The sequence below is a fragment of the Mesorhizobium sp. BH1-1-4 genome (assembly GCF_020165665.1).
Taxonomy (GTDB): domain Bacteria; phylum Pseudomonadota; class Alphaproteobacteria; order Rhizobiales; family Rhizobiaceae; genus Mesorhizobium.
Genome location: NZ_JAIUIN010000010.1, coordinates 68,127 through 90,513 on the forward strand (window position 1 = coordinate 68,127; position 22,387 = coordinate 90,513).

General features: G+C 63.2%; 26 protein-coding genes. 18 read left to right on the forward strand and 8 right to left on the reverse strand.

The genetic code is table 11. The annotated features are described in order from the left end of the window. Positions 1–30 precede the first annotated feature (30 nt). The 10 genes from LB569_RS18560 (at position 31) to LB569_RS18605 (ending at position 11,002) form a co-directional block, all read left to right on the forward strand. Positions 31–1,254 carry a GNAT family N-acetyltransferase gene (locus tag LB569_RS18560; protein WP_224693590.1) on the forward strand — a complete coding sequence of 408 codons (1,224 nt, stop codon included), beginning with the start codon at positions 31–33 and terminating at the stop codon, positions 1,252–1,254. 153 nt (positions 1,255–1,407) lie between these two features. Continuing rightward, positions 1,408–1,584 (forward strand): Flp family type IVb pilin, encoded by a 177-nt coding sequence (locus LB569_RS18565; protein ID WP_140708849.1) that lies wholly within the window; start codon positions 1,408–1,410, stop codon positions 1,582–1,584. 121 nt (positions 1,585–1,705) lie between these two features. Next, a complete protein-coding gene (locus LB569_RS18570) occupies positions 1,706–1,930 on the forward strand; it encodes a hypothetical protein (RefSeq protein ID WP_140709102.1) in 225 nt (74 codons plus the stop codon). 226 nt (positions 1,931–2,156) lie between these two features. Further along, positions 2,157–4,646 (forward strand): DNA ligase D, encoded by a 2,490-nt coding sequence (gene ligD / locus LB569_RS18575; RefSeq protein ID WP_224693592.1) that lies wholly within the window; start codon positions 2,157–2,159, stop codon positions 4,644–4,646. Positions 4,647–4,979: 333 nt separating this feature from the next. After that, positions 4,980–5,888: a Ku protein gene (locus tag LB569_RS18580; RefSeq protein WP_140708845.1), complete on the forward strand. Its 909-nt coding sequence runs from the start codon at positions 4,980–4,982 to the stop codon at positions 5,886–5,888. Next, positions 5,885–7,033: a tetratricopeptide repeat protein gene (locus LB569_RS18585; RefSeq protein ID WP_224693593.1), complete on the forward strand. Its 1,149-nt coding sequence runs from the start codon at positions 5,885–5,887 to the stop codon at positions 7,031–7,033. Before LB569_RS18580 ends, LB569_RS18585 begins: the two co-directional genes overlap by 4 nt. Before the next feature lie 4 nt (positions 7,034–7,037). Further along, the gene (locus tag LB569_RS18590) at positions 7,038–7,760 is read left to right on the forward strand and encodes a hypothetical protein (RefSeq protein ID WP_224693594.1); all 723 of its coding nucleotides are present in this window, start codon (positions 7,038–7,040) and stop codon (positions 7,758–7,760) included. Continuing rightward, positions 7,757–8,413 (forward strand): alpha/beta family hydrolase, encoded by a 657-nt coding sequence (locus tag LB569_RS18595; RefSeq protein ID WP_224693595.1) that lies wholly within the window; start codon positions 7,757–7,759, stop codon positions 8,411–8,413. The genes LB569_RS18590 and LB569_RS18595 overlap by 4 nt, the downstream gene beginning before the upstream one ends. A gap of 476 nt (positions 8,414–8,889) precedes the next feature. Further along, positions 8,890–9,660: an exodeoxyribonuclease III gene (locus LB569_RS18600; RefSeq protein ID WP_224693596.1), complete on the forward strand. Its 771-nt coding sequence runs from the start codon at positions 8,890–8,892 to the stop codon at positions 9,658–9,660. 148 nt (positions 9,661–9,808) lie between these two features. Beyond that, complete coding sequence (locus LB569_RS18605) at positions 9,809–11,002, forward strand: hypothetical protein (RefSeq protein ID WP_224693597.1); 1,194 nt, start codon at positions 9,809–9,811, stop codon at positions 11,000–11,002. On the opposite strand, the gene LB569_RS18610 is transcribed toward LB569_RS18605, so the two are convergent. Both LB569_RS18610 and LB569_RS18615 read right to left on the reverse strand, forming a co-directional pair. Then, the gene (locus tag LB569_RS18610) at positions 11,003–11,107 is read right to left on the reverse strand and encodes a putative RiPP precursor (protein WP_224693598.1); all 105 of its coding nucleotides are present in this window, start codon (positions 11,105–11,107) and stop codon (positions 11,003–11,005) included. Between the two features lie 259 nt (positions 11,108–11,366). After that, a complete protein-coding gene (locus LB569_RS18615; protein ID WP_224541386.1) occupies positions 11,367–11,459 on the reverse strand; it encodes a putative RiPP precursor in 93 nt (30 codons plus the stop codon). Between LB569_RS18615 and LB569_RS18620 the strand changes: the two genes are divergently transcribed. Continuing rightward, the gene (locus LB569_RS18620; RefSeq protein WP_224693599.1) at positions 11,458–11,769 is read left to right on the forward strand and encodes a hypothetical protein; all 312 of its coding nucleotides are present in this window, start codon (positions 11,458–11,460) and stop codon (positions 11,767–11,769) included. The two genes, LB569_RS18615 and LB569_RS18620, sit on opposite strands and share 2 nt — an antisense overlap. Before the next feature lie 387 nt (positions 11,770–12,156). On the opposite strand, the gene LB569_RS18625 is transcribed toward LB569_RS18620, so the two are convergent. Next, positions 12,157–12,897, reverse strand: coding sequence for a sulfotransferase family protein (locus LB569_RS18625; protein WP_140708835.1), 741 nt, complete (start codon positions 12,895–12,897; stop codon positions 12,157–12,159). Between the two features lie 214 nt (positions 12,898–13,111). On the opposite strand from LB569_RS18625, the gene LB569_RS18630 reads away from it, so the two are divergent. Then, on the forward strand, positions 13,112–13,357 hold the full coding sequence (locus tag LB569_RS18630) for an exopolysaccharide production repressor protein (RefSeq protein WP_224541382.1): 246 nt from the start codon (positions 13,112–13,114) through the stop codon (positions 13,355–13,357). Positions 13,358–13,836: 479 nt separating this feature from the next. Next, positions 13,837–14,136, forward strand: coding sequence for a DUF1236 domain-containing protein (locus tag LB569_RS18635; RefSeq protein WP_140708831.1), 300 nt, complete (start codon positions 13,837–13,839; stop codon positions 14,134–14,136). Positions 14,137–14,216: 80 nt separating this feature from the next. On the opposite strand, the gene yghU is transcribed toward LB569_RS18635, so the two are convergent. Continuing rightward, positions 14,217–15,083, reverse strand: coding sequence for a glutathione-dependent disulfide-bond oxidoreductase (yghU, locus tag LB569_RS18640; protein ID WP_224693600.1), 867 nt, complete (start codon positions 15,081–15,083; stop codon positions 14,217–14,219). A 227-nt stretch (positions 15,084–15,310) separates the two neighbouring features. Here yghU and LB569_RS18645 point away from each other — a divergent pair, with 227 nt between their 5' ends. Beyond that, positions 15,311–16,216, forward strand: coding sequence for a S1C family serine protease (locus tag LB569_RS18645; protein ID WP_224541379.1), 906 nt, complete (start codon positions 15,311–15,313; stop codon positions 16,214–16,216). A 23-nt stretch (positions 16,217–16,239) separates the two neighbouring features. Continuing rightward, a complete protein-coding gene (locus tag LB569_RS18650) occupies positions 16,240–17,208 on the forward strand; it encodes a LysR family transcriptional regulator (RefSeq protein ID WP_224693601.1) in 969 nt (322 codons plus the stop codon). Between the two features lie 17 nt (positions 17,209–17,225). Here the strand turns inward: LB569_RS18650 and LB569_RS18655 are convergent, their stop codons facing one another. The 3 genes from LB569_RS18655 to LB569_RS18665 form a co-directional block, all read right to left on the reverse strand. After that, positions 17,226–17,954 (reverse strand): SDR family oxidoreductase, encoded by a 729-nt coding sequence (locus LB569_RS18655; RefSeq protein WP_224693602.1) that lies wholly within the window; start codon positions 17,952–17,954, stop codon positions 17,226–17,228. Between the two features lie 186 nt (positions 17,955–18,140). Next, positions 18,141–18,467 carry a type II toxin-antitoxin system VapC family toxin gene (locus LB569_RS18660; protein WP_224693603.1) on the reverse strand — a complete coding sequence of 109 codons (327 nt, stop codon included), beginning with the start codon at positions 18,465–18,467 and terminating at the stop codon, positions 18,141–18,143. A 312-nt stretch (positions 18,468–18,779) separates the two neighbouring features. Continuing rightward, entirely contained in the window at positions 18,780–19,124 is a 345-nt protein-coding gene (locus LB569_RS18665; RefSeq protein WP_224693604.1) for a VOC family protein, read from the reverse strand. Between the two features lie 316 nt (positions 19,125–19,440). On the opposite strand from LB569_RS18665, the gene LB569_RS18670 reads away from it, so the two are divergent. Next, positions 19,441–20,040, forward strand: coding sequence for a YdeI/OmpD-associated family protein (locus LB569_RS18670; protein ID WP_224693698.1), 600 nt, complete (start codon positions 19,441–19,443; stop codon positions 20,038–20,040). A 5-nt stretch (positions 20,041–20,045) separates the two neighbouring features. On the opposite strand, the gene LB569_RS18675 is transcribed toward LB569_RS18670, so the two are convergent. Further along, positions 20,046–20,675: a glutathione S-transferase family protein gene (locus LB569_RS18675; protein ID WP_224693605.1), complete on the reverse strand. Its 630-nt coding sequence runs from the start codon at positions 20,673–20,675 to the stop codon at positions 20,046–20,048. A 171-nt stretch (positions 20,676–20,846) separates the two neighbouring features. Here LB569_RS18675 and LB569_RS18680 point away from each other — a divergent pair, with 171 nt between their 5' ends. After that, on the forward strand, positions 20,847–21,539 hold the full coding sequence (locus LB569_RS18680; RefSeq protein WP_224693606.1) for an SDR family NAD(P)-dependent oxidoreductase: 693 nt from the start codon (positions 20,847–20,849) through the stop codon (positions 21,537–21,539). 66 nt (positions 21,540–21,605) lie between these two features. Beyond that, positions 21,606–22,235 carry an NADPH-dependent F420 reductase gene (locus LB569_RS18685; RefSeq protein WP_318013124.1) on the forward strand — a complete coding sequence of 210 codons (630 nt, stop codon included), beginning with the start codon at positions 21,606–21,608 and terminating at the stop codon, positions 22,233–22,235. Positions 22,236–22,387: the final 152 nt, after the last annotated feature.

Sequence of the window (22,387 nt, forward strand, 5' to 3'; positions counted from 1 at the left end):
TGGGCGCCCCAGAACGAATGGGAGAGGCATTTGGCAAGCCAGGCAGTGCGGTTGGTGGCGACGGCGGATGCACCGGTCCAACCGATTTCTCCGATCAGAGCAGGCATGGGCGCCACGGCGCGCTATACGGCGCGGCTGCACACCAGCTTCGACACCGTAAGGCAGCTCTGGCAGCGTCTCGAGGAGACCGGCCTGTGCACCGGCCACCAGGGCCTTGCCTGGGTGGAAGGGATCGCCGGGCGGCTGATGCCCAAAAGCGCCGAGCTGCTGGTCGTCGAGGTCAATGACGCCGACACGGGCGCGCCGGTCATGCTGATGCCGCTGATGCGGCGCCGGGCGCTCGGCCACTCCGTGATCGAATGGCTGAGCCGCGGCGTGTGCGATTATTCGGCGCCGCTACTGGCCGATGCCAGGCCCTGGACCAGGCAAAGCGCCGACGCCGCGTGGGCGGCGGCCCGCGCCGTGCTGCCGCCGGCCGACCGCATCCATATCGCGGGGATTCCACGGGAAATCCACGGCGTTGCCAATCCTCTGGCGCTGCTTTCGACGGCGCGCGACTCCATCCAGATCGCCTCGGGTATGGTCATGGATGGCGAGCCGGAGACGCTTCTCAAACGCATCTGCAAATCGTCCTTCACCAAGAATTTCAACAAGCACTGCCGCCGCTTCGAAGAGCACGGCGGTCTCGCACTGGTCGAAGCCGAGACGCCTGACATGATCGAGGAGCAGTTCGACAGGCTGCTCGACCTCAGGCTCAATCGCTTTCGCGAGCTCGGGCGCTTCGACCTCTTGACGCAGGCACCGGTCGTGGAATTCTACCGCAACGCCGCCCTGCAGGGGCTTTCCGACGGCTCGGTGCGGCTGTTCGGGCTGCGCGTCGGCCACGCCTATCTCGCTGTCATGTACGTGCTGGTCATGAAAGGCACCTTGCATGCCCTGCTGCTCGGCATCGACCAGGACGCGGTGGCCAACGTCGCCCCGGGCCTGACAATGATCGGCAAGCTGATGATGTGGGCACGGGCGCAAGGGCTCGGCTATTTCGACCTCTCGGTCGGCGGACAGGGATACAAGCAACATATCGGCGCCTCGAACTCGGTGCTGGCCGAACTGTGCGAGGCGACGACCCTGAAGGGCCGGGGTTCGACCGCCTATATCAGGCTGCGCTGCAAGACCGAGCTGTACGTGCGCTCCAAGCCTCGGCTTTACAAGGCCATGCAAGGCACGATGCGCCGTCTGCGGCGATTGAAGACCTGACTGCTATCTTTCCTGCCTGGCATTCGGGCACGATTGCTCTCATCCTGATTCAAGGCAGCCCCGGAACCTTTTCAAAACACTGCGAAGATTTAATCGAACCGCAACCTGCTGTGTCTATAGGGTTGTGCGAGGGATCAAAAGCAGGGGCATGACATGTCAGCAACTATTTCTCGGTTCATCCGGGATGATTCCGGCGCCACCGCGATCGAATACGGCCTGATCGCCGCTCTTATCGCGCTAGCCATCATCGTCGGCGCGGGCGCGCTAGGCAATGCGATCAACAGCAAGTTTTTGAAGATCGGCAACACGCTCAACACCAGCGGCTCGTAAGCCATCGGCCAGGGCCGCCGCCCGCGAAATTGACAGGGCGGCGCGTCTCCGTCATCCTTAAGCACAGTCGCGGGCCAGGGAAACGGCCATGTGGCGTGTAAGAGCGACCGAGGGCAGCGTCATGTTCAGTCCCGTCACCGGCCAGAATGCCAAGCGCGCCGCGGTGCGCAAGGCGCTCGACCGCCACAAGGTCTACATCACCGCGCAAAGCTTTTCGGATGGCGCCTACCAGGCGCGCGTGCTGGTCGACGGCGAGGCCTACTGGGTCGACGAATTCCGCTTGAGCCAGTTGCAGCAGGGGTTGACCCCAGCCGAGCTGGAGCTGACGCCCGCGATCGACGATTGAGACCACGTGAAAAATCGCGAGTGGTGCAAACGTAGCGCCCTACGGCGCCCCCCTCTGTCCTGCCGGACATCTCCCCCTCTAGGGGAGAGATTGGTAATTTCGCCTACCGCGCTATTCCTTCAAAGTCCAATATTCGCGAAGGCCGGCGTGAGGTTTGTCCGGCAGGGCAGAGGGGGGCGCGAAGGAACGAGGCGGTTGTTGATTCCCGCCCGGCTCGGCTGTTGACATGCCGCCCACCAAGCTCAAGACCTATCGCGCCAAGCGCGAATTTTCCAAAACGCCCGAACCCGCCGGCGGGCTGATCACCGATGAAGGCAACCGCTTCGTCGTCCACAAGCATCACGCGACCGCGGACCACTACGATCTGCGCCTGCAGGTCGGCGATGTCCTGAAAAGCTGGGCGGTGCCGCGCGGGCCCTCGCTCAATCCGGCCGACAAGAGACTGGCGGTCGAGACCGAGGACCATCCGCTCGAATATATCGATTTCGAGGGCGTCATTCCCGAAGGCGAATATGGCGGCGGGCCGATGATCGTCTGGGACACCGGCAGCTGGGCGCCGATGGACGATGTCGACAAGAGCCTGCGCACCGGCGCCTTCAAGTTCCGGCTGGCCGGGGAAAAGCTCAATGGCGGCTGGATGCTGACCCGGCTGAAGCCCAAGCCGGGAGAGGATTCGGAGAAGAAAAACTGGCTGCTGTTCAAGGAGCGGGACCTCGCCGCCGACACGGTGCTGAACATCCTCGAAGCGCGGCCGGAGAGCGTCAAATCCGGATTGCGCATCGAGGAACTGGTGGCGCCGCCGAAACCGGCCGCCAAGTCCGCGCCAAAGCCTGGTTCGCTGAAGCCGGGCGAGCTGCCGGGTGCCGCCAAGGCGCCGGCGCTCAGCCGCATCGAGCCGCAACTGGCAAGCCAGGTGCCCAAGCCGCCGGGCGGCGAAGGCGTTGCCGAAAACACGAACGAGCTCTGGCTGCATGAGATCAAATTCGACGGCTACCGCACCATGGCACACCTCGCCGATGGAGAGGTGCGGCTGATCACCCGTGGCGGCATCGACTGGACGAAGCGCTATGGCGACCTGCCTCATGCGTTCGCCAAATTGCCGTGCCGCGAGGCGATCATCGACGGCGAGATCGTCGTGCTCGACGCCAAGGGCATTTCGCGCTTTGCGCTGCTGCAGGACGCGCTTGCCGAGGGCGCCGGCAGCAAGCTGCATTTCTATGCTTTCGACCTCTTGCATCTCGACGGCTGGGACCTGATGAAGGTGCCACTCATCCGGCGCAAGGCGCTGTTGGCCGAATTGCTTGGCGGGCTCGGCGCCAACTCCGCCATCCAGTTTTCCGACCATGTCGAGGGTTCGGGGCAGGGACTTTTTGATCAAGCCTCGGATATGGGGCTGGAAGGTGTCGTCTCAAAACGGGCGACCGCCATCTACCAGAGCGGCCGGACCAAGAGCTGGACCAAGACCAAGGCGCTAAAGAGCGAAGATTTCGTCATCGCCGGCTACACTGTCTCCGACGCGGCGGAAGGGCTGGCCGCGCTCGGCATGGCCGAATGGGTGGACGGCGAATTGCACTATCGCGGCAAGGTCGGCACCGGCTTCGATGCCGGGACCGCGGCCGATCTGCTGGCCCGGCTGCAGCCGCTCGCATCAGGCGCGACCCCGCCGGAAGGCGTGCCGCGCGAAATCATGCGCGAGATGCGCTGGGTGAAACCGTTGTTCTCGGCGCGCGTCCACTATGCCAACCGCACGGCGGACAATGCGCTGCGCCATGGCGTGTTTCGCGGTCTTAGGGATGTCGGCCTGTCGACGCCGGTGTCGACCAAGCGCAAGCGCCTGATCTCCGAGGCGGATCTGGCGACCATCTGGGTGACCAATCCCGAACGGCGGCTGTTCGGCAAGACCGGGCCGACCAAGCTCGACATCGCCGTCTATTACGCGCTGGTCGGCGACTTCATGCTGCCGCACCTCCTTGGCCGCCCGGTGTCGCTGGTGCGCTGCCCGACCGGCCTGCCCAAGGACTGCTTCTTCCAGCGCCACGCCTTCACCGGCATGCCGCCTTCGGTGGTGACCTTCCAGGCGATCAATTCCGAGGGCGAGGCCAAATCCTATCTCTCGGTCGAGGGCGCCAAGGGCTATCTGGCGCTGGCGCAGTTCGGTGTCGTCGAATTCCACACCTGGGGCACGCACCGCACCAGCCTCGACAAGCCCGACCAGATCGTCCTCGACCTCGACCCGGGCGAGGGGATCTCCTGGCGCGAGGTGGTGGAGGCCGCCCTCCACATCAAGGGCGAGTTGGAGGGACTGGGGCTGGTGCCGTTCGCCAAGACGTCCGGCGGTAGCGGCATCCACATCACCGTGCCGGTGACGGGCAAGCAGAACTGGAAGAAGCTGCACCAGGCAACCAGCGCCATCGCGACGCATCTGGCCGCGACCGCGCCCGACACCTTCACCACCACCATGGGCAAGGAGAACCGCAAGCGGCGCATCTTCATCGACTATCATCGCAACGCGCGCGGCCACACTTCCGCCGCGCCCTATTCACTGCGCGCGCGCACCAACCTGCCGGCCTCGACACCGGTGAGCTGGAGCGACCTGGAGGCGATCGATGCGCCGCAGGATCTGAATTATGCCTCGCTGCCGGGGTTGCTGGAGACGTCGGGCGATCCGTGGGCCGAGATTGACGGGTTTGCCAGGGATTTGCCTGTGGTCTCGTAGAGGTAAACGGGCTTCAAGGCGCCCTTCGACGACCAGGGCTCCTCAAACTCGTCATCCTAGGGTCCGTGCGCGTCCCTTCGCTCCTTGCTTCGCTTTGGGATGACGAAGCATAAGAGCGTTCGCTGCGGTCGCCGGCGTGTCGGCTCAAACTCCATCGACGCTTCCGACAATTTGAATTATTCTCCTCCCGTGGCCTCCAAAGCCGGCGGGAAGACTTCGTCAGGGATTTGCCGGTATTGTGCGGGGTCGGTGTAGGATTCGCGCAGCCTTGTTCGTCCTTCGGACGAAGCGCTGCGAAGTAACAGTCAGTGCGTGGCCGCGTAGGAGTTCATCATGGCGCCCAGGGCAAGTTGGAAGGGTTATCTCAAGCTCAGTCTCGTCAGCTGTCCGGTGCGGCTATACCCCGCCACCAGCGCCAGCGAACGCATCTCGTTCAATCAACTGCACAAGAAGACCCATAACCGCATCAATATGAAGCCGGTCGATCCCGAATTGGGGCTTGTCGAGCGCGCGGATCTGGTCAAGGGCTACGAGTACGAGGACAAGCAGTACATCATCATCGATGACACTGACCTCGACGCGGTGCGCATCGAATCCAACCACACGATGAACATCGAGGCCTTCGTCGACGAGGACGAGGTCGACGTCATCTACCAGGACGCGCCCTATTACATGGCGCCGGACGGGGCGATGGCGGAAGAGACGTTTGCGGTGCTGCGCGAGGCCATGCGCAAATCCGGCAAGCTCGCCATCGCGCGGCTGGTGCTGTCCAGCCGCGAGCGCGTGGTGACGATCGGCGCGCGCGAGAACGGCATGTTCGTGTGTACGTTGAGGAACCCGAACGAAGTGCGCGGCACCGCTGAATATTTCGGCAACATTCCGGCCGGCAAGCCTGACCCGGAAATGCTGCAGCTTGCCGAAGCGCTGATCAAGCAGAAGGAAACCACCTTCGACCCGAAGAACTACGAGGACCGCTACGAGGTCGCACTGATGACGATGATCCGCGAGAAGCTGAAGGGCCACAAGCCGATCATCGCGGCGGCACCGGAACGCGGCAATGTCATCAATTTGATGGATGCGCTGAAGGCCAGCCTGTCGCAGTCGAAGCCGCCGGCCAAGTCGAAGAGCAAGGCCGACGAGGCCGCCAAACCCGCCGCCAAGAAGGCGGCCGCGGGCGGCGCTGCTCCTGAAAATCCGCTCAAGGCCAGTCTGCTCAAGGCGGTCGGCAAGAGCAAGAAATGACGGCACCGGCCGTTGCGGGCGCCGTCTTCGGCACGATCGGCGCGCTGGCGGCGTTTCCGCTCCGGCTCGCGGCGCGCGAGGTGGAGCGCCAGCACGGCCAGCTCAGGCGCGGCGTCACAAGGCGTACCACGCATGTCGTGTTCGGACGGACCTTGCTGGCCAAGGCTGGGCTGGCCAAGGCGGGGCTGACCAAGGTTGGGCTGACCAAAAACAGCGATAGCGAGATCGAACGCCGGCTCGACGCCGAGCGCGCCGCCGGGCGCGTGGTTTTGAGCGAGAACGGTTTCCTGCGCCTGCTCGGGCTGATCGAGGCGCCCGGGGCGTCTTCGCTGTCGCGCCAGTCGCTGATCGACCAGTCCAGATTGTCCGGCGCCGATCTCGACCGGCTCAGCCTGTTCGATGCCTTCGAACATGATGGCGAGCCCTATTCCTTCCGGGACCTCATCCTGGCGCGCAAATATGCCGGGCTGATCGCCGGCGGCGCCACATGGGGCGCGATCGCGCGCTCCGTCCACCGCTCCGGTCCGGTCGCCTCGCTCACCGCCAAGTCGCTCAATGTCGGCTCGGCATTTGGCCGGCCCGACGCGATCTATCTCGAAGGTGGCCAGAGCGAACTCGACGGGCAACTGCTGTTCGATCTGGGCGCCGCCGCGATCGGCGACGACACGCTGGAAGACCTTTTCGCCGAAGCTGAAGCGGCGGAGGAGGGCGGTGAGCATGACGGCGCCGCCGCGCTCTACCAGCGCTGCCTGGCGATCGACCCGACCGACGCCATCGCCGCCTTCAACCGCGCCAACTGTCTGCGCGGGGCCGGGCGTGTGGCGGAAGCCGCGCATGACTACGCCCGGGCGATAAAGCTCGACCCGGCCTTCGTCGAAGCCTGGTTCAACCTCGCCGGGCTGATGAGCGAGCAGGGCCGCGACGCCTCGGCGCGAAGGCATTTGCAGAAGGCGATCGCGCTGGACAGGACTTATGCCGATCCGGTGTTCAACCTGGCGCGGCTGGAATTCGACGCCGGCAATTTGCCCGAGGCGCGGCGGCTCTGGGTGCGGTATCTCGAACTGGACGCGGAGTCGGAATGGGCCGGCGTGGCGGCCAGGGGCGTGCAGTTCGTGGATATGCAGTTGGCGAAGTCGGCCGGGTGAGGTCGTGGCATTCGACTCAAAAACCATCCGGACAAAGGTTGCCGAAGAGCTTCATACCCGTCTCGGACAAAAATGGTTCAAGCCAGGCAGCCCTGGGCTGGAGATCGCATCGGCGGACAACCTTACGGACTTCAGCATCGAATTCGATTGTTATGCGGAACGCCGGTATGGGGAATATGATTGCTCGTTGGTGGCTGTGTTCAAGTGGAAGAAGTTCGCCAAATTATACAGGGACTTCGACCAGTGGTATGAAATCAAGGATCCGAGTTCGGCGCAGTTCAAGACGAAAAGTTCTCGGCAACAGAGCAAGCAATTTCTCCGGGTGTCGGTCGATCATGTTTACTCGAGTTTTTCAGTTCCTTGCCGATGGCCCTTCTGTGCCGTGGACGAGCAGGATGTCGGTGGGTTCATAGCCCAGTGTGTCGCCGACTTCGACGGCAAGGTCGGCGCATGGATCAGGCAATGGTTCACCTGGACGTCGGCGCTAGATGTGATGGACGGCAACAAACAGTTGTGCGGCGCGTGGCGAGATCTCGCCTATTTCTGTTTGCTTGAGCAGGTTCATGGGCGTGCAGCTGCTAGCAAATGGATAGGCGGTGTTGATGCAACTGGCTGGCCGGGATTTCTGGCGGCGCAGGTGGAGTATTTGCGGTCGCTCCAACCTGAGCAAAAGGATCGAAATGGTCGCGCCAAGGAACTCGGCCTTTATCGGAAAGTCGCCCCATGACCACCTTCCTCTTCGACGGTCACGACACCGCCCCCGTCACCATCCTGCTCGCGCATGGCGCGGGCGCCTCCATGAACTCTCCCTCGATGACCGCCACCGCCAAGGCGCTGGCCGCCGTGGGCTTTCAGGTCGCGCGCTTCGAGTTCCACTACATGGCGGCCCGCCGCTACGGCCAGCGCAAGCCGCCGCCGCGCGCGGAGACGGTGAACCCGGAATACATCAAGGCGATCGCCGATCTCCGGGCGAGGGGCGTGACGGGCAAGCTGATCATCGGCGGCAAGTCGATGGGCGGGCGCGTCGCCTCGATGGTCGCCGACGAAATGCTCGCCAGGGGCGAGATCGTTAGCCTGCTGTGCCTCGGCTATCCCTTCCATCCGCCAGGCAAGCCCGAGCAGCTGCGAACCAAACATCTGTTGGGGCTGAAGACGCCGACGCTGATTTTTCAAGGCACGCGCGACGAATTCGGTGCGCCGGACGAAGTGGCCGGTTATGGCCTTTCCGATGCGATCGAAGTGATCTGGCTGGAGGACGGCGACCACGATCTGAAGCCGCGCAAGAGCGTGTCGGGGTTTTCGACGGCGGATCATTTGAAGACCGTGGCGGAAACTGTGAGGGGGTGGGGCGGAGTTTGCAGTTCGATGAAAGTCTCGTAAAGCGAGCCAACGTGTGGATTTCGCAAGGGCTATAATCTAGAAGAGGTAACTTTGCCCTATTTGATATATGGTAAGAGAAGGCTTGAAACGGCCGCTGCCTTTATTGCAGCGGCGTTGATTATTTTGATATCTATATCGCTTTCTGCTGTGTCTTTTTTGAATTTTAGATATTTATCGTACATAGAATATGTATCTTTCATCTTGTCAATAATATATGTATATCTTGTAATGAGCAAATCGAATGAGTATGCTGATTATTTCTGGTTTATGTTGAATCATCGCGATATAGCCAGATTTAAAAGGTTTTCTATCGTGATTTATATTATTGCGATATCGTCTATATTATTCATATTTGATAAGATAGCCGGAGTAGCTGAATCGGCGGCCTATGCGATCGTTCTTCTTTTTTCTATTTTCATTTTCCCTGATGTTATTCTTTTCTGGAAAGGCTCTCGTCGGCTTCATCTAGATACCCAATGAAAATCGCCACCTTCAACATCAACAACATCAACGGCCGGCTCGAAAACCTTCTGGCCTGGCTCGCCGCCGCAAGGCCCGATGTCGTGTGCCTACAGGAATTGAAGGCGCGCGACACGCAGTTTCCGCGCACCGCACTTGCCGATGCCGGCTATGGCGCGGTGTGGAAGGGCGAGCCGACCTGGAATGGCGTCGCCATCCTGGCGCGCGGGGCCGAACCGGTGCTGACGCGCGATGCCTTGCCGGGCGACGACGAGGACCGCCAGAGCCGGTATATCGAGGCGGCGGTCAACGGCGTCGTCATCGCCTGCCTCTACGCGCCCAACGGCAATCCGCAGCCGGGGCCGAAATTCCAGTACAAGCTCGCCTGGCACGCGCGGCTGGAGGCGCATGCGGCACAACTCTTCGACACCGGCCTGCCGGTGGTGCTTGCCGGCGACTACAACATCGTGCCCGAGCCGCGCGACATCTACGCCACCCGCTCCTATGACGACAACGCGCTGGTGCAGCCGCAAAGCCGCGCCGCGTTCGCCGCGCTGCTCGATCAAGGCTGGACCGATGCGTTGCGCAAGAAATATCCGAAGGAGACGCTCTACACCTTCTGGGACTACCGCCGGAACCGCTGGCCGCGCGACGCCGGATTGAGGCTCGACCACATTCTGCTGTCGAAGACGCTGGTGCGGCGGCTGAAGGGGGCGGGGATAGACCGAGAGGTGCGCGGGCAGGACGGCGCCAGCGACCATGCGCCGGTGTGGGTGGAATTGGGGTGAGGCATGTCACGCCTGCCGGGCATTAACCGCGCGCCACCCTTTTGCGCGGGGCATCCGTCGGGCTAAGCTGGATCGGATCGGCAAGGGGCCGCTTGATGAATTGCATTTCTGACAAGTGGCGAGCGGCCGCCAGCGAAGCCGGTCCGCCATGAGTAATCTCGCTCTTGTCGGCCTCCTTGTCGCGGCGCTGGCGATCATTGCCGCCGCCGTTGCAGTGATCTGGCTGTTGCGGCGGCGGCACCTCAGCCGCCGCGCGTTGCGCCGGGCCAACCCCGCCAACGACTATGCGGTGCGCACCGACTGGAGCCGCAGCACGGGCACCGTCAACTATTCGTCCTTCGTCTATTTCGATGTCGACCGCGACGGCAGCTACGGCGTGGCCGACCGGCCGATGGCCGGCATCATGGTGCGGCTGTTCGACGGGCAGGGCGGCTTCGTCGCGTCGTCGAGGACGAACAATGCCGGCTATGCCAATTTCACCATGTCGACGTCGGCGGTGAAGGCCGCATTGCGCTTGCCCGGCGCCCATCGGTTCTCGGTTTCGGTGCCGCCGGGCTGGCGCTCGCCCAGCGCCAACGACACGCAGTCGATGCAGTTCGAGCTGGCGCCCGGCTCACCCGCCGGGCTGGTGTCGCGGGATCTGCCACGCCCGGTCGGGCTGGCGCCGGTGCGCACCCTGGCCGGCAGGATAGCGGCGGCCGACAGCGCGACCCTATCGGTGATGGCGAACGGGCAGATGCTGGAGCGCCACACGCTGGCGCCGGCTTTGGCCTTTCGCTTCGAGCTTGCCGGCGAGGCCGACATGGTGGTGATCAGCGGCGGCGGGCTCGACCGCCGGCTGGCGCTGTCGCCTTACCCGACCGATCTCGGGCAGCTTTCGCCCCGAGCCCTGGCCGACGAGGCGGTGGCGCGCACGATCGGCTTCGACGACGTCACCGGGCGCGGCTTCCGCAAGATCCCATGCGGCCATGCCGGGCTCGACTGGCGCAATCTGAACGCCATGGCGAAGGACCACACCAAGGACAGCGAGGGCTATGTCAACGGCAATGTCTCGGGCGACCACGTCGCCTATACAAGCAGCGGCTATCCGGCCGAGTTCAGCCGCGAGACGCCATTCGGCTTCCACTCGGTGCTGCTTAGTGTTGCGTGGCTGAAGGCGGAAGGGGAAACGGCGCTGATCGAAAGCTGGCTCGGCGACCAGTTGGTCGCCAGCGATGAAGTGGTGCTGTCGGCGCTCACGCCGCTGCACTACGCGCCGATGCTTGGAGAAGTCACCCGCGTCCGTCTCTCGACGAAACATACCTGGCAAATGGTCGTGGACGACCTGGTGCTGGCCGGCTGATTAGCTGGGCGACTTTGAGATCACCACCGTGCCGTTGGTCCCGGCCGTGATCAATTTCAGATTGCCCTTCCTGACCAGAGCGGGCCGTTCATAAATCTTCTTCATGATGTAGGCTCTCCACTATATCCCGGCTGGAGTGTGCCATAGCGTTGCCCGCTGTCAATGTCGACAGGGATGGTCCAATCCATACCGATCGCGACCGTGGTAAATCTGACACCAGTACTTTATCGGGCTCGTTGAAGGGTCCGTAATCAATCTCGGCGCTCACGCGTCGCCCAAATGCCTGGAGCGATAAAACCGCCAGCACTCTTCGAAGAATGCTGTTGGAAAATGGTCCCGAGTGCCCTGACGCCGACCTGCTGACCTATTCCGGGCGCACCGGCGGCGAGGCCGTAGCCACGATGGACTTCAGATTGCCCTTCTTAACCAGGACGGGCCGTTCATAAATCTTCTTCATGATCAAAAGCTCTCCCCTGTATATCGCCATCATCGTGACACATCTTGGTTCTCTGTCAATGTTGCATTGTGGCAATCGGGAACATGTCGAGGAACCGCCGGATCATCTCCGCAGCCTGATCAAGCAGAGACCGGTGATCGAAGGCGATGGAGTGGGCAGCGCTTTGCGCGCCGAGCGCCTGGCCGACGCGGACGGGGGGGCGCATTGTTGGGGTGTGCTCGGCGCCCGCGTCAACCAGGGCGGCTCGTACCGCCGCAAGAGCACCATCGCACATCGCATGCCGGCCGAAACTTCCGCGAAAGCGGAATAGGCAAGGGTGGCTAGGTCCGGCATTCTAGCCGGGCATGATCGGCCAACCGCCAGGCGGGCGTTGTGGGCATGGCGATGCTCGGCATGGAAAAGTGTTGGAGCCTCTTTACCGACCGGGCCTGAGTGCCGCGGATCGAACCGTGCGGTTTTCCTTGTAGGACCAAGGTCTTGGGGTGCGCGCGCAAAGGTCCGAGAGGCCCTCTTCGGTTCCGGCAATGTCCATTGGACGTTCCGCTATTTTATCCAATCAATATGTAACGATCCCGTCTCGCCCGAAGGTTGAGAGGGGGGCAAAAGCCTGCCAGGATAGGCATGGGCCGGTGACCGCCCGGCAGGGAAGGCAAGCGCAAAATTGCGAGAAAGCCGCTGCTTGAGTTCCCGGCTGCCCTTACCCCAGCCACCACCACAATGCCGCGATCGCCGCCGCGATGGCCGCCGCCGTCAGCCCCAGCATGATGTAGGAGCCCTTGATGATGTCGCGGATGATCTTCTTGATCGTTTCGCGGTCGTTCAGGTTTGGGAAGGGTTCGTTCGGCTGCGCCACGTCGAGGAAATGGCAGAGCGGGCCCCAGCCTTCGCTGACCTTGAAGACCAGCAATTTTTCCGGCGGCACGGCTGCCTTCACTTCGTCGACATAGGCGTTATAGCGGGCTACCGCCTTGTCACGGTCGCCCATGACACCGGCCAGCGTGCGGCCCCAGACCAGCTTACTCGACATGTCGCCGAACTTGCGGCCGAACGGCGTCAGCCATTCCAGGATCTTGAACTGCCAGACGTTCTTGGTGAAGTAGATCGTATCTATGGTGCTTTCATACCAGGCTTCGGCGCCGCGCGGGTGGAGCGTGAGCAGCACCTTGGCATCGGGATAGGAAGCCATCAATTCCTTCCAGACGCAGCAGCCTGGATTGTCGACGGTGGCGGTATAGTTGGCGAACACGCGGTTCCAGTCGTGCTGGGAGCCGGGCGGGCTGTTGGCCACCTTGCGCCAGAAATCGAGATGGCCCTTATTGGCCTTGTTTATAATCACTTCCTGCATGTGGTAGCAGGGCAGGCCGAGCTTGTTCAACGCGGCAAAGGTCGACCATGTGCCGGTGCGGCCGAAACCGACCCCGATAAGCTTGAGCGTCATATTCAATCCCCACCGGACTTCTTTTCCCGCATATCGCGGTTCGCGAGCATCAAACTGCTCCTGTCGGCGCCGCCCCGTAATAAACTTCTACATGGAGGCCCAGCCGAACGCCATACTTGCGTAATTGCTAAAATAATGGAAGCCTGTGCGCGGGTGTGGTGTTTGGGCAGGGGAGTCGCCGGGACCGAAACGGGTTCGGCGATCTTGAAGGTCGATGTATTTTGGGCCATTTCTCGTCGGGATGTCGGCGACCACGATCCTTGTCGCGGTGTGGACCTATATTGCCACCGGGTCGTTGTGGGTGGCGCTTGCGTGGACGGTGGTGGTCCTGGTCGTGCTGCAGGTCGGCTACTTCGTGCTCGTCGTGGGGCTGATCTACAGGCGCGCGCAAGACGCCGCGATGAGCCCGGATGCAGTCAACCCGGTGCCGCCGCTCCATCGGGACGGCGTCCGGTTCTAGCGAAGAGTTCGTACTCCAGCAGCATGTCGAGCGTTGCGTCCCTTCCGCCAAATCGCGTCGGCATGTGGAACGAAGCCTCGGTGCGTGCGTTTTCCTGCCGCGACCGGTGAGGCGCCACCTCTACCGATCCATTGAAGCCCGCTCTGCTCCCGGCAGGGCGGGCTTTTTTGAAGGCCGGTAGAGCATTGGGAACGACACTCTTCGCTATACGTTAGTTGTTGCTAAGGAGTGGATGATCCAGACGAAGGCTGCATTGCTTGGCTGCAAAGCGCTAATGCTTTTTGCTATTCCTGAAAAACGGGAAGAAGTTCTGGCTGGCATGAAAATCATGTCAGTGATTATCTTCGCGTGTATGCATAACAAAATGTGGCATGTTTCTGGTTCCTCGCCACACTTATTTCACAAGCAGCAATGGAACCTCCGAGTTGCGTGGGAGTTTTTCCCGAGGCGGAGCGAAATATCCAATCATGGAGGTTGTTATGAAACATTATCTTACGAGTGCCGCGGCTGCGATCGTCCTGCTGGGCGGCGTGGGTGCCGCCATGGCGGACACCATCGTTGTCCAGCCGGAACAGGAGACGGTCGTTCGCGAATACGTCAAGAAGGAGCCGCTGGCGTCGGTGAATCTATTGGGCGTCGAGCTCAAGCTGGGTTCGTCGGTACCGGACAAGGTCGAACTGCGTGAAGTTCCCAACGTCAAGTACCGCGTCGCGGTGATCAACGATCAGACCGTGCTGGTCGACCCCGACACCCGTCAGATCGTTGAAGTTCTTCACTGATCCGTCTCATGCGAAGCAAAAAGCCCATCACCGGTCGGACCGGTGATGGGCTTTTGTTTTGACGCCGACCAGGGTGGAATTTATTCGGCGGCCAGCTTGTCCTGCGTCTTCGTATCGAAATCGCTGGCGTCATGGCGTTCGTGCAACTGCATGGCCGGTTCGCCGAAGGCGCGATTGACCATGCGGCCGCGCTTTACCGCGGGGCGTTCATCGATCGCCTTTGCCCAGCGCTGCACGTTCTTGTACTCCTGCACCGACAGGAAATCGGCGGAATCATTGTACATCCGGCCGAGCGCCAGCCCGCCATACCAGGGCCAGACCGCCATGTCGGCGATCGAATAATCCTTGCCGCCGAGATAGTCGGTTTCGGCCAGCCGGCGGTCGAGCACGTCCATCTGGCGCTTCACCTCCATCGAGAAGCGGTCGATGGCATATTCGAACTTTTCCGGCGCATAGGCGTAGAAATGGCCGAAGCCGCCACCGAGATAGGGGGCCGAGCCCATCTGCCAGAACAGCCAGGACAGCACTTCCGCCCGGGCCGGCTGTTCGACGGGCAGGAATTCGCCGAATTTTTCGGCGAGATAGACCAGGATCGAACCGGATTCGAAGATGCGCACCGGGGTGCCGCCGCTGTGGTCCATCAGCGCGGGAATCTTGGAATTGGGATTGACCTCGACAAAGCCGCTGCCGAACTGGTCGCCATCGTTGATGCGGATCAGCCAGGCGTCGTATTCGGCGCCCTTGTGGCCAAGCGCGAGTAGTTCCTCCAGCATCACCGTCACCTTGACGCCGTTCGGGGTCGCCAGCGAATAAAGCTGCAACGGGTGCTTGCCGACGGGCAGGTCCTTGTCATGCGTCGGACCGGCGATCGGGCGGTTGATGCTGGCAAATGTGCCACCATTGGCCTTGTTCCAGGTCCATACTTTCGGCGGGGTGTAATCGGTCATGCGGGGCCTCGGATGGCGGGGAGGAAGAATGGGGTTAGGCAGATACGCTAGAACTAGGGTGGGGGAGCGGGAAGTTCAACTTGCGTTGAACTATTGTCGATGTCAGCACGGACGTCGGATCTTCCTCCTCCCACAAGGGGAGAAGGCAAGCGCCACCCCTTGCGCCTTCCTCTCAGCGGCATACCTATAGAAGAAGCCGCCGGGCATTCGCATCGCAGGACAAAACCATGACCATCAATCCTAATCCGCGCTCCGTGGTTGCCGTGCGAGCGACCGTTCCCGACGATGCCTTCACGGCCGGGGCGCTGGGCACGCTCAGGGAAGGCAGCGGCGTCGTCATCAGGGATGACGGGCTGGTGCTGACCATCGGCTATCTCATCACCGAAGCGGAGGAAGTCTGGCTGACCGCGCATGACGGCCGCGTCATCCCCGCGCACGCGCTGGCTTACGACCAGGAATCGGGCTTCGGCCTCGTCCAGGCGCTGGCGCCGACCGGCCTGCCGGCCGTGGCGCTCGGCGATGCCGGCAAGGCCAGGATCGGCGACGCGGTTGTGCTTGCCGACGGCATCGGCCGGGCGGTCGAGGCCAAGATCGTCACCAAGCAGGAATTCGCCGGCTATTGGGAGTATCTGCTCGACGAAGCGATCTTCATCGCGCCGGCCCATCCGTCCTGGGGCGGTGCGCCCTTGTTCAGCGCCGAGGGCGCGCTGCTCGGCATCGGTTCGCTGCGCCTGCAGATGAGCCGCGCCGGCGAGGTCGCCGACATCAACATGGTGGTGCCGATCGACCTGTTGCCGCCGATCCTCGACGATTTGCTGACGCGCGGCCAGGTGGCCAAGCCGCCGCGTCCGTGGCTCGGCGCGCTGTCGGCCGAAAGCGACGGCAAGGTGGTGGTGATGAGCGTGACCGAAGGCGGCCCCGCCGCCAAGGCCGGCCTGCGCGAAGGCGACGTCATTTCGGAGGTGCGCGACGGCGCGGTCGACGGGCTCGCCGATTTCTATCGCAAGCTGTGGGAAAGCGGCTCGGCCGGTGCCGAGATCCCGATGCGGGTGGTGCGCGACGGCCGCGAAACCTGGCTGCGCGTCAAGTCCGCCGACCGCGGCAGCTTTTTGAAGAAGCCGCAGCTGCAATAGGGCGGCGCGATTTCGGCCAAGCGATGCATCCAAGACTGCTCAAGACCTTCCTCGCGGTGGCGCTGAGCCGCAACGTCACGCGCGCCGCCGAGGCGGTGCACCTCGCCCAGTCGAGCGTCAGCGACCAGATCCAGTCGCTGGAGGCCGAACTTGGGACTGCGTTGTTCACGCGCTTGAAGTCAGGCCTGGAACTGACGCCGGCGGGGCTGGCGCTGAAGCCCATCGCCGAGGAACTGCTGCGGCTCGATGGCGAGGCGCGTGCCGCCGTTCAGGCGGCAGCGGAGCAGACCAGCGGCGCGCTGACCATCGGCGCGCTGGAAACGATCGCCTCGGTCCGGCTGGCGCCCTGGCTGCCGGGGTTCCAGGCCAGCCATCCCGACATCGCCGTGCGGTTGAAAGTGGCTGATAGCGGCGCGCTGCTGCGCCAGCTCGAGGATGGCGACATCGATGTCGCCTTCTGTTTCGATCGCCGCGACGTTTCAAACAGCGGCGCCGATCAACGCTTCGCCAGGCACATGATAGCGGCCGAACCGCTCGTGCTTGTCGCCGCGCCGGGGCAGAACTTGGCTCCATGCGACCTGGCCGCGCTTGCGGCAAGGCGTTTCCTGGCAACGGAGCCTGGATGCATCTACCGGCACATGTTCGACACCGCCTTTGCCGAAGCGGGCATCGGCGCGCCGGAACTCGCCGCCGAAGTCGGCAGCATTGGCGCCATCGCGCGGCTGGTGGCGGCCGGCTCGGGGCTGGGCCTCGTTCCACGTATCGCGGTCAGCGACGCGCTGGCGCGTGGTGATCTCACCGAACTGACATGGCCCGGTGAGATGCGGACGGCGCCACTGACGATGATCTGGCGGCGCCGGCGCGTCCAACCGCCGGCACTCCGGCAATTCCTCGCCGCCGCGCGCGAAACGCTGGCGCCCGAACGGGTGCGGGCCGATTCAGGTCTTGAATCGGCGAACCGCCCCAATGTCTTGTTTCCAAACAATTCCTGAGCGGGCGGCGCTTCTGCCTAGGCGAGGCGATGTCCACCTTCCACATGCAGCGTCGTTCCGGTCGTAAAACCATTGCCGATCAGGAACAAAATCGCGTCGGCGATATCGTCGGGCTGGCCGATCCTGCCGACGGGCAGGCGCTCGGCCATCGCCGCCAGCGTCTCGGCCTTCCTATCGCCGGCAACCTGCGCCCAGATCCCGGTGTCGACCCAGCCGGGCGAGACGGCGTTGACGCGGATCGGCGCGAGCTCTATCGCCAGCGCCCGCACCAGCCCTTCGAGCGCCGCATTGACGGCCGCGACGACCGAGCCGCGCGCCGCCGGCCGGTAGGCGGCAATGCCGGAGACGAAGCTCATCGAGCCGGCCGCCGCCAGCCGTGGCGCGCCATGCTTGGCGAGCAGCAATGGGCCGAAGAGCTTGCTGTCGACCACGCGTTGCGCCGCCTTGAGATCGAGATCGGGCAGCAGCCTATAGGCGCCTTCGATGTCGGCGGCGGTGCTGACGATGTGATCGAGGCCGCCGATCCCTGCGAACAACGCGGCGACCTGATCTTCCCGCGTGATGTCGACGACGGCCACGTCCAGGCCGGCGGGATTGCCCAGCGCCTCGCGTGCCTGCCGCAACCTGTCCTCGCCGCGCCCGGCGATGGTGATGTCCGCACCGGCCTCGACACATCGTCTGGCCGTGGCCAGGCCCATGCCGGAGCCGCCGCCGACGATCAGGATTTTCTGATTGGAAGTGCTCATATCGCTCTGCCTTTGTCTGGATGGACACGGGCAGGGGATTGGCAGGTCGGCGTGGAAAGCGGAAACGGAAGAAACCGATGGTGCTATCGGAGATGCCGATGGATTGGTGAGGGGCAGGGGGAGGTCAGCAGTCGAGGATTTGCAGATATTCCGGCGCGGCAAGCCCTCGCATCACGCCGTCTCGCGTCATGACGGAATCTTGCGCACCCCAGCGGTGGCGGTAAGATAGCAGTCACCAGGGTCTTTGTGCGCCGTCGCAGTGACCACGGCGGCTGCTTCGATGGCTATCCGCTGTTTGATTGGAATGATCTTCGCGGCTGTGGCTTCGACAGCTGCTGAAAACCAGCGCGCAGGAGAATTGGCGCCAAGATCGGGCGGATTCTTATGGGCAGGCTTTCGCGCGGCGATTGCCAACTCCCACGCTGTGATAGGCGAGACATAAAGGGTGCCGGTCTCTTGGTTTTCGCCGATGGTTATCAGCGCATCGTTCGAAAGCGGTTCTGTCTCGCTCACCACCAATAGAGAACATGTGTGTCGAGCAGAATGCCCAGCACGGGTCAGCCTTTGGCCGCGTGTTTCGAAACTTGAGAACCGCCCTTGAGGGCTTGCTCGGCGATAGGCTTCGTCAGGTCTACGCTCTTCTTGATCGCGAACTTGCTACCTTTCAGCGATCCGGCGCCACGGACAACCACCGACTTTCCCGTCTTCGCGTTGCGGACTGTTAGACTTGATGATGCTGCGCTTGTCTTGGCCATGCGCTACATATAGCGAATTCTGAATGCCTGGACGAGAGGGCTTCTTTAGAAGATTGCACGCTTTTCCGCCCTATTCCCGCTCGGCACTCGCGAGCACCACCAGATTCCCGTCGGGATCGCGCATGCGCATGATCCAGAAATGGTCGGCTTCCTCGATCGGGCCTGGGTCGAGGCCTGCATCGACCAGTCTCCGCCGCTCCGGTGCCAGCGGCAGCACGCCGAGCGTCAGCGTCGAAGTGCCGGCCTTTTCCTTGTCCTCGAACAGTTGCACTTCCGCGCTTTCCGTGAACTGCCATTCGGCGAGGCCGGGCATCGGCCGACGCAACGGCGGCTTGCCGAAGAGCTTTTCGTACCAGTCGATGCTGGCTTCGAGATCGGTGCAGCTGACATGGGCGAAAACGGTTTGGATCGCCATCGGGACCTCCACGATTGCACTCCAGTCGCAACGCGGCGATGGTTGGTGCGTTCCGGGCCAGAGCGGTTCAGCGTTTGACGGAATCGCCGACCCGCTCTAACTCTTTGTTTTCACGCAATTCTCAAGGGGAAGCGCTACGCGCTTCTCCCTGGAAAACCGTTACACACTTTTCCTGGAATTGCTCTAGGCGAGGGCAGGGTTCCGCTGCTGACGAAAATTGGCAGTGGACCATGCCATGATGCCGGGAGCTGAAACGAGGCCGGAGGCAGATGACAGTGACGCCAGCGACTACAGCACCGAACAGGCAGGCCCACTGATGGCGCCGGTCAAGGTCGATCCCGACAAGGTCAGGGAATTCCCCGACGCGGACAGTTTTTACACCTGGCTCGGCCAGCACCACGCCACGGAAACCGAACTGTGGATCAAGGTGCACAAGGTGGGGTCGGGCCTGAAATCGATCACGCCGAAGGAGGCGATCGACGTCGTGCTGTGCTTCGGCTGGATCGACGGGGTGCGCAAGGGACTGGACGAGAACAGCTTCCTGCAGCGCTACACGCCGCGCGGCAAAAAGAGCATATGGAGCAAGATCAATGTCGAGAATGTCGCGCGCCTCGTCGAGGCGGGCCGCATGACCGCGCACGGGCTGGCCCAGGTCGAGGCGGCCAAGGCAGACGGCCGCTGGGCGCGCGCCTATGGCAGCGGCAAGGAGATGAAAATCCCCGATGATTTGCAGGCGGCGATCGACGCCGAGCCGGCGGCGAAGGCGATGCTGGAGAAACTCAGCGCGCAGAACCGCTTCGCGCTTGCCTTCCGCACCCACAACATGAAGACCGAGGCCGGCCGCAAGAAGAAGATCGAGACCTTCGTGGCGATGCTGAAGCGCGGCGAGACGATCTATCCGCAGGGGAAGAAGTAGATCCTTCAGGCCCCGGAATGCGGGTCGATGCTGTAGGGATGGACTGGATAGCCCTGGCCGATGGCGTCCGCCACGCGCTCGGCCCAGGTGAGGAACGCCGGATAGTCCGCGATCGAAAAGCCGCAATCCTCGGCGCGATGGCTGTAGGCATAGACGGCGATGTCGGCGATGGTGAAGCCGGTGCCGGCGAGGAAAGGCGTCTCGCCAAGGCTGCGGTTCAGGGCGGCGAGCGTGCGGGCTCCGGCTTCGCGCTTGCCGGCAACCATGGCCTGGTTGCGCTCGAGCCGTCCGGTCAAGGTCCAGAAGCGCAGCGAGCCGATGACCGGCTCGACATTGTACTGTTCGAAGAACAGCCACTGCATGATTTTGGCACGCCGGAAGCGGTCCGACGGCAGCAGGGGCGTGCCTTCGGCGAGGTAGGTGAGGATCGCATTGGATTCGGCAATGGTGGTGCCGTCCTCGAGCTGAAGCACGGGAACAGCGCCTGCCGGATTGAGCGCCAGGAAAGCGTCGGTATGGCTTTCGTTCTCGAAGATCGAGACCATGCGCGTGTTGTAAGAGATTTTGAGCAGCCCGAGCTGGACCCGGACTTTCCAGCCGTTCTGCGACGGCAGATAATCGTGAAGCGTGAGCATGGTCGATCCTCGTGATGGATCGACAATCGCATGGCGCGACGGTCGCCGACACCCGATTCCCGCGCATCAACTCATGCGCGTCGTCGCATGATGACTGCGATCTCCAGCATCTAATAAAACAATTCAGCCCATGCCATTTTCCCCGAGATGACCGACAAAGAGGCATTCTCCATGAACACCGACAAAGTAGCCCTCGTCACCGGCGGCAATCGTGGCATCGGGCTCGAAACCGGCCGGCAACTCGCGGCACTCGGCTTCACCGTTCTGCTTGGCGTGCGCGATCTTGCCAGGGGCGAGGCGGCGGCCAAGGGGCTCGGTGGCGCTGTCGAAGCCATCGCGCTCGATGTCGCCGCGCCTGACGCTGCGGCAAGGGCAGCCGACGAGGTCGAACGCCGCTTCGGCCGGCTCGACGTGCTGATCAACAATGCCGCCATCCATTACGACACCGGCTCGCGCGCCTTGCGGCCCGACTGGACCGTCATTCGCGAGGCGTTCGAGACCAATGTCTTCGGTGCCTGGCGAGTGGCTTCCGCCTTTGCGCCGCTGGTTGGTGCAGGCGGCCATGGCCGGCTGGTCAATGTCTCGTCCGAAGGCGGTTCGCTGGCCTCGATGGGGGCGGGCGCGCCGGCCTATTCGACCTCGAAGGCGACGCTCAATGCGCTGACCCGCGTGCTGGCGGCGGAACTGCGCGGGGCAGGCGTGCTGGTCAACGCCGTCTGCCCCGGCTGGGTCGCCACCGACATGGGCGGGCCAGGCGGACGCCCGGTGGCGCAAGGCGCGGCGGGCATCGTGTGGGCCGCGACCTTGCCGAATGACGGCCCGACCGGCGGCTTTTTCCGCGACGGCAAAAGAGTGCCGTGGTGACGGCAGGATTGCCGTGGTGACGGCAGGACTGCCGTGGTGACGACGGCTGTTGAACAGGAGGCAAGGATGAAAATAGGAATTCTCGGCGCGGGCATGATCGGCGGCACGGTCGGGCGGCTGTGGGCGCAGGCCGGACATGACGTGACCTTCGGCGTCAGGCATCCCGAACGGCTGCGGCCGATGCTGGCGGAACTCGGCGGCAAGGCCGGTGCCAGCCCAGCCGTCGATGCGGTCGCAGGCGCGGATGTCGTGCTGGCCGCCATTCCGTTCCGGGCATGGCCCGATGTCGCGGCCGAGATCGAGGCGGCACTCGGCGACAAGGTGCTGCTCGACGCCACCGTGCCGGATCCACCGCGCGACGGCGCCTTCGGCGACGCGGCGCTGGCACGAAAGGACGGCGTGGCCTTTGCCGTGGCGCCGCTGCTGCCGCGTGCCAAACTGGTGCGCGCTTTCAGCACCGTGATGTGGACGACGCTCCGGTCGCAGGCGCATCGGGCCGGCGACAGGATCGGCATCCCGCTCGCCGGCGATGATGAAGAGGCCGTGGCCCTCGCGGCCCGGCTGGTGGTGGATGCCGGCTTCGATCCGGTCGTGGCCGGCCGGTTGGCGCTGGCCCGCCGCTTCGATCCCGGCACGGCTGTCTTTGACAGCGGCATGAGCGGGCCAGAGGTTCGGGGGGCACTCGGTATCGCGTAACGGCGTTCAGCATCTGAATCGGAAAATTGTGCCAACTGGTTGTTTTTGCATCAATCCCGCCTGGCATCCGCGCATCGCCTCCCGCTGAGATGGCGGGTGGACGAAGGGCGGCATGGCGGCTACCTTTCCGTGCCGCGACCAGATCGCGCGGC

Excerpts from the sequence above, each read along its gene's own strand:
- LB569_RS18565 (WP_140708849.1), top strand. The coding sequence starts at position 1,408 with ATGTCAGCAACTATTTCTCGGTTCATCCGGGATGATTCCGGCGCCACC.
- LB569_RS18570 (WP_140709102.1), top strand. The coding sequence starts at position 1,706 with ATGTTCAGTCCCGTCACCGGCCAGAATGCCAAGCGCGCCGCGGTGCGC.
- ligD (WP_224693592.1), top strand. The coding sequence starts at position 2,157 with ATGCCGCCCACCAAGCTCAAGACCTATCGCGCCAAGCGCGAATTTTCC.
- LB569_RS18580 (WP_140708845.1), top strand. The coding sequence starts at position 4,980 with ATGGCGCCCAGGGCAAGTTGGAAGGGTTATCTCAAGCTCAGTCTCGTC.
- LB569_RS18585 (WP_224693593.1), top strand. The coding sequence starts at position 5,885 with ATGACGGCACCGGCCGTTGCGGGCGCCGTCTTCGGCACGATCGGCGCG.
- LB569_RS18595 (WP_224693595.1), top strand. The coding sequence starts at position 7,757 with ATGACCACCTTCCTCTTCGACGGTCACGACACCGCCCCCGTCACCATC.
- LB569_RS18600 (WP_224693596.1), top strand. The coding sequence starts at position 8,890 with ATGAAAATCGCCACCTTCAACATCAACAACATCAACGGCCGGCTCGAA.
- LB569_RS18605 (WP_224693597.1), top strand. The coding sequence starts at position 9,809 with ATGAGTAATCTCGCTCTTGTCGGCCTCCTTGTCGCGGCGCTGGCGATC.
- LB569_RS18610 (WP_224693598.1), bottom strand. The coding sequence starts at position 11,107 with ATGAAGAAGATTTATGAACGGCCCGCTCTGGTCAGGAAGGGCAATCTG.
- LB569_RS18620 (WP_224693599.1), top strand. The coding sequence starts at position 11,458 with ATGATCAAAAGCTCTCCCCTGTATATCGCCATCATCGTGACACATCTT.
- LB569_RS18615 (WP_224541386.1), bottom strand. The coding sequence starts at position 11,459 with ATGAAGAAGATTTATGAACGGCCCGTCCTGGTTAAGAAGGGCAATCTG.
- LB569_RS18625 (WP_140708835.1), bottom strand. The coding sequence starts at position 12,897 with ATGACGCTCAAGCTTATCGGGGTCGGTTTCGGCCGCACCGGCACATGG.
- LB569_RS18630 (WP_224541382.1), top strand. The coding sequence starts at position 13,112 with ATGTATTTTGGGCCATTTCTCGTCGGGATGTCGGCGACCACGATCCTT.
- LB569_RS18635 (WP_140708831.1), top strand. The coding sequence starts at position 13,837 with ATGAAACATTATCTTACGAGTGCCGCGGCTGCGATCGTCCTGCTGGGC.
- yghU (WP_224693600.1), bottom strand. The coding sequence starts at position 15,083 with ATGACCGATTACACCCCGCCGAAAGTATGGACCTGGAACAAGGCCAAT.
- LB569_RS18645 (WP_224541379.1), top strand. The coding sequence starts at position 15,311 with ATGACCATCAATCCTAATCCGCGCTCCGTGGTTGCCGTGCGAGCGACC.
- LB569_RS18650 (WP_224693601.1), top strand. The coding sequence starts at position 16,240 with ATGCATCCAAGACTGCTCAAGACCTTCCTCGCGGTGGCGCTGAGCCGC.
- LB569_RS18655 (WP_224693602.1), bottom strand. The coding sequence starts at position 17,954 with ATGAGCACTTCCAATCAGAAAATCCTGATCGTCGGCGGCGGCTCCGGC.
- LB569_RS18665 (WP_224693604.1), bottom strand. The coding sequence starts at position 19,124 with ATGGCGATCCAAACCGTTTTCGCCCATGTCAGCTGCACCGATCTCGAA.
- LB569_RS18670 (WP_224693698.1), top strand. The coding sequence starts at position 19,441 with ATGGCGCCGGTCAAGGTCGATCCCGACAAGGTCAGGGAATTCCCCGAC.
- LB569_RS18675 (WP_224693605.1), bottom strand. The coding sequence starts at position 20,675 with ATGCTCACGCTTCACGATTATCTGCCGTCGCAGAACGGCTGGAAAGTC.
- LB569_RS18680 (WP_224693606.1), top strand. The coding sequence starts at position 20,847 with ATGAACACCGACAAAGTAGCCCTCGTCACCGGCGGCAATCGTGGCATC.
- LB569_RS18685 (WP_318013124.1), top strand. The coding sequence starts at position 21,606 with ATGAAAATAGGAATTCTCGGCGCGGGCATGATCGGCGGCACGGTCGGG.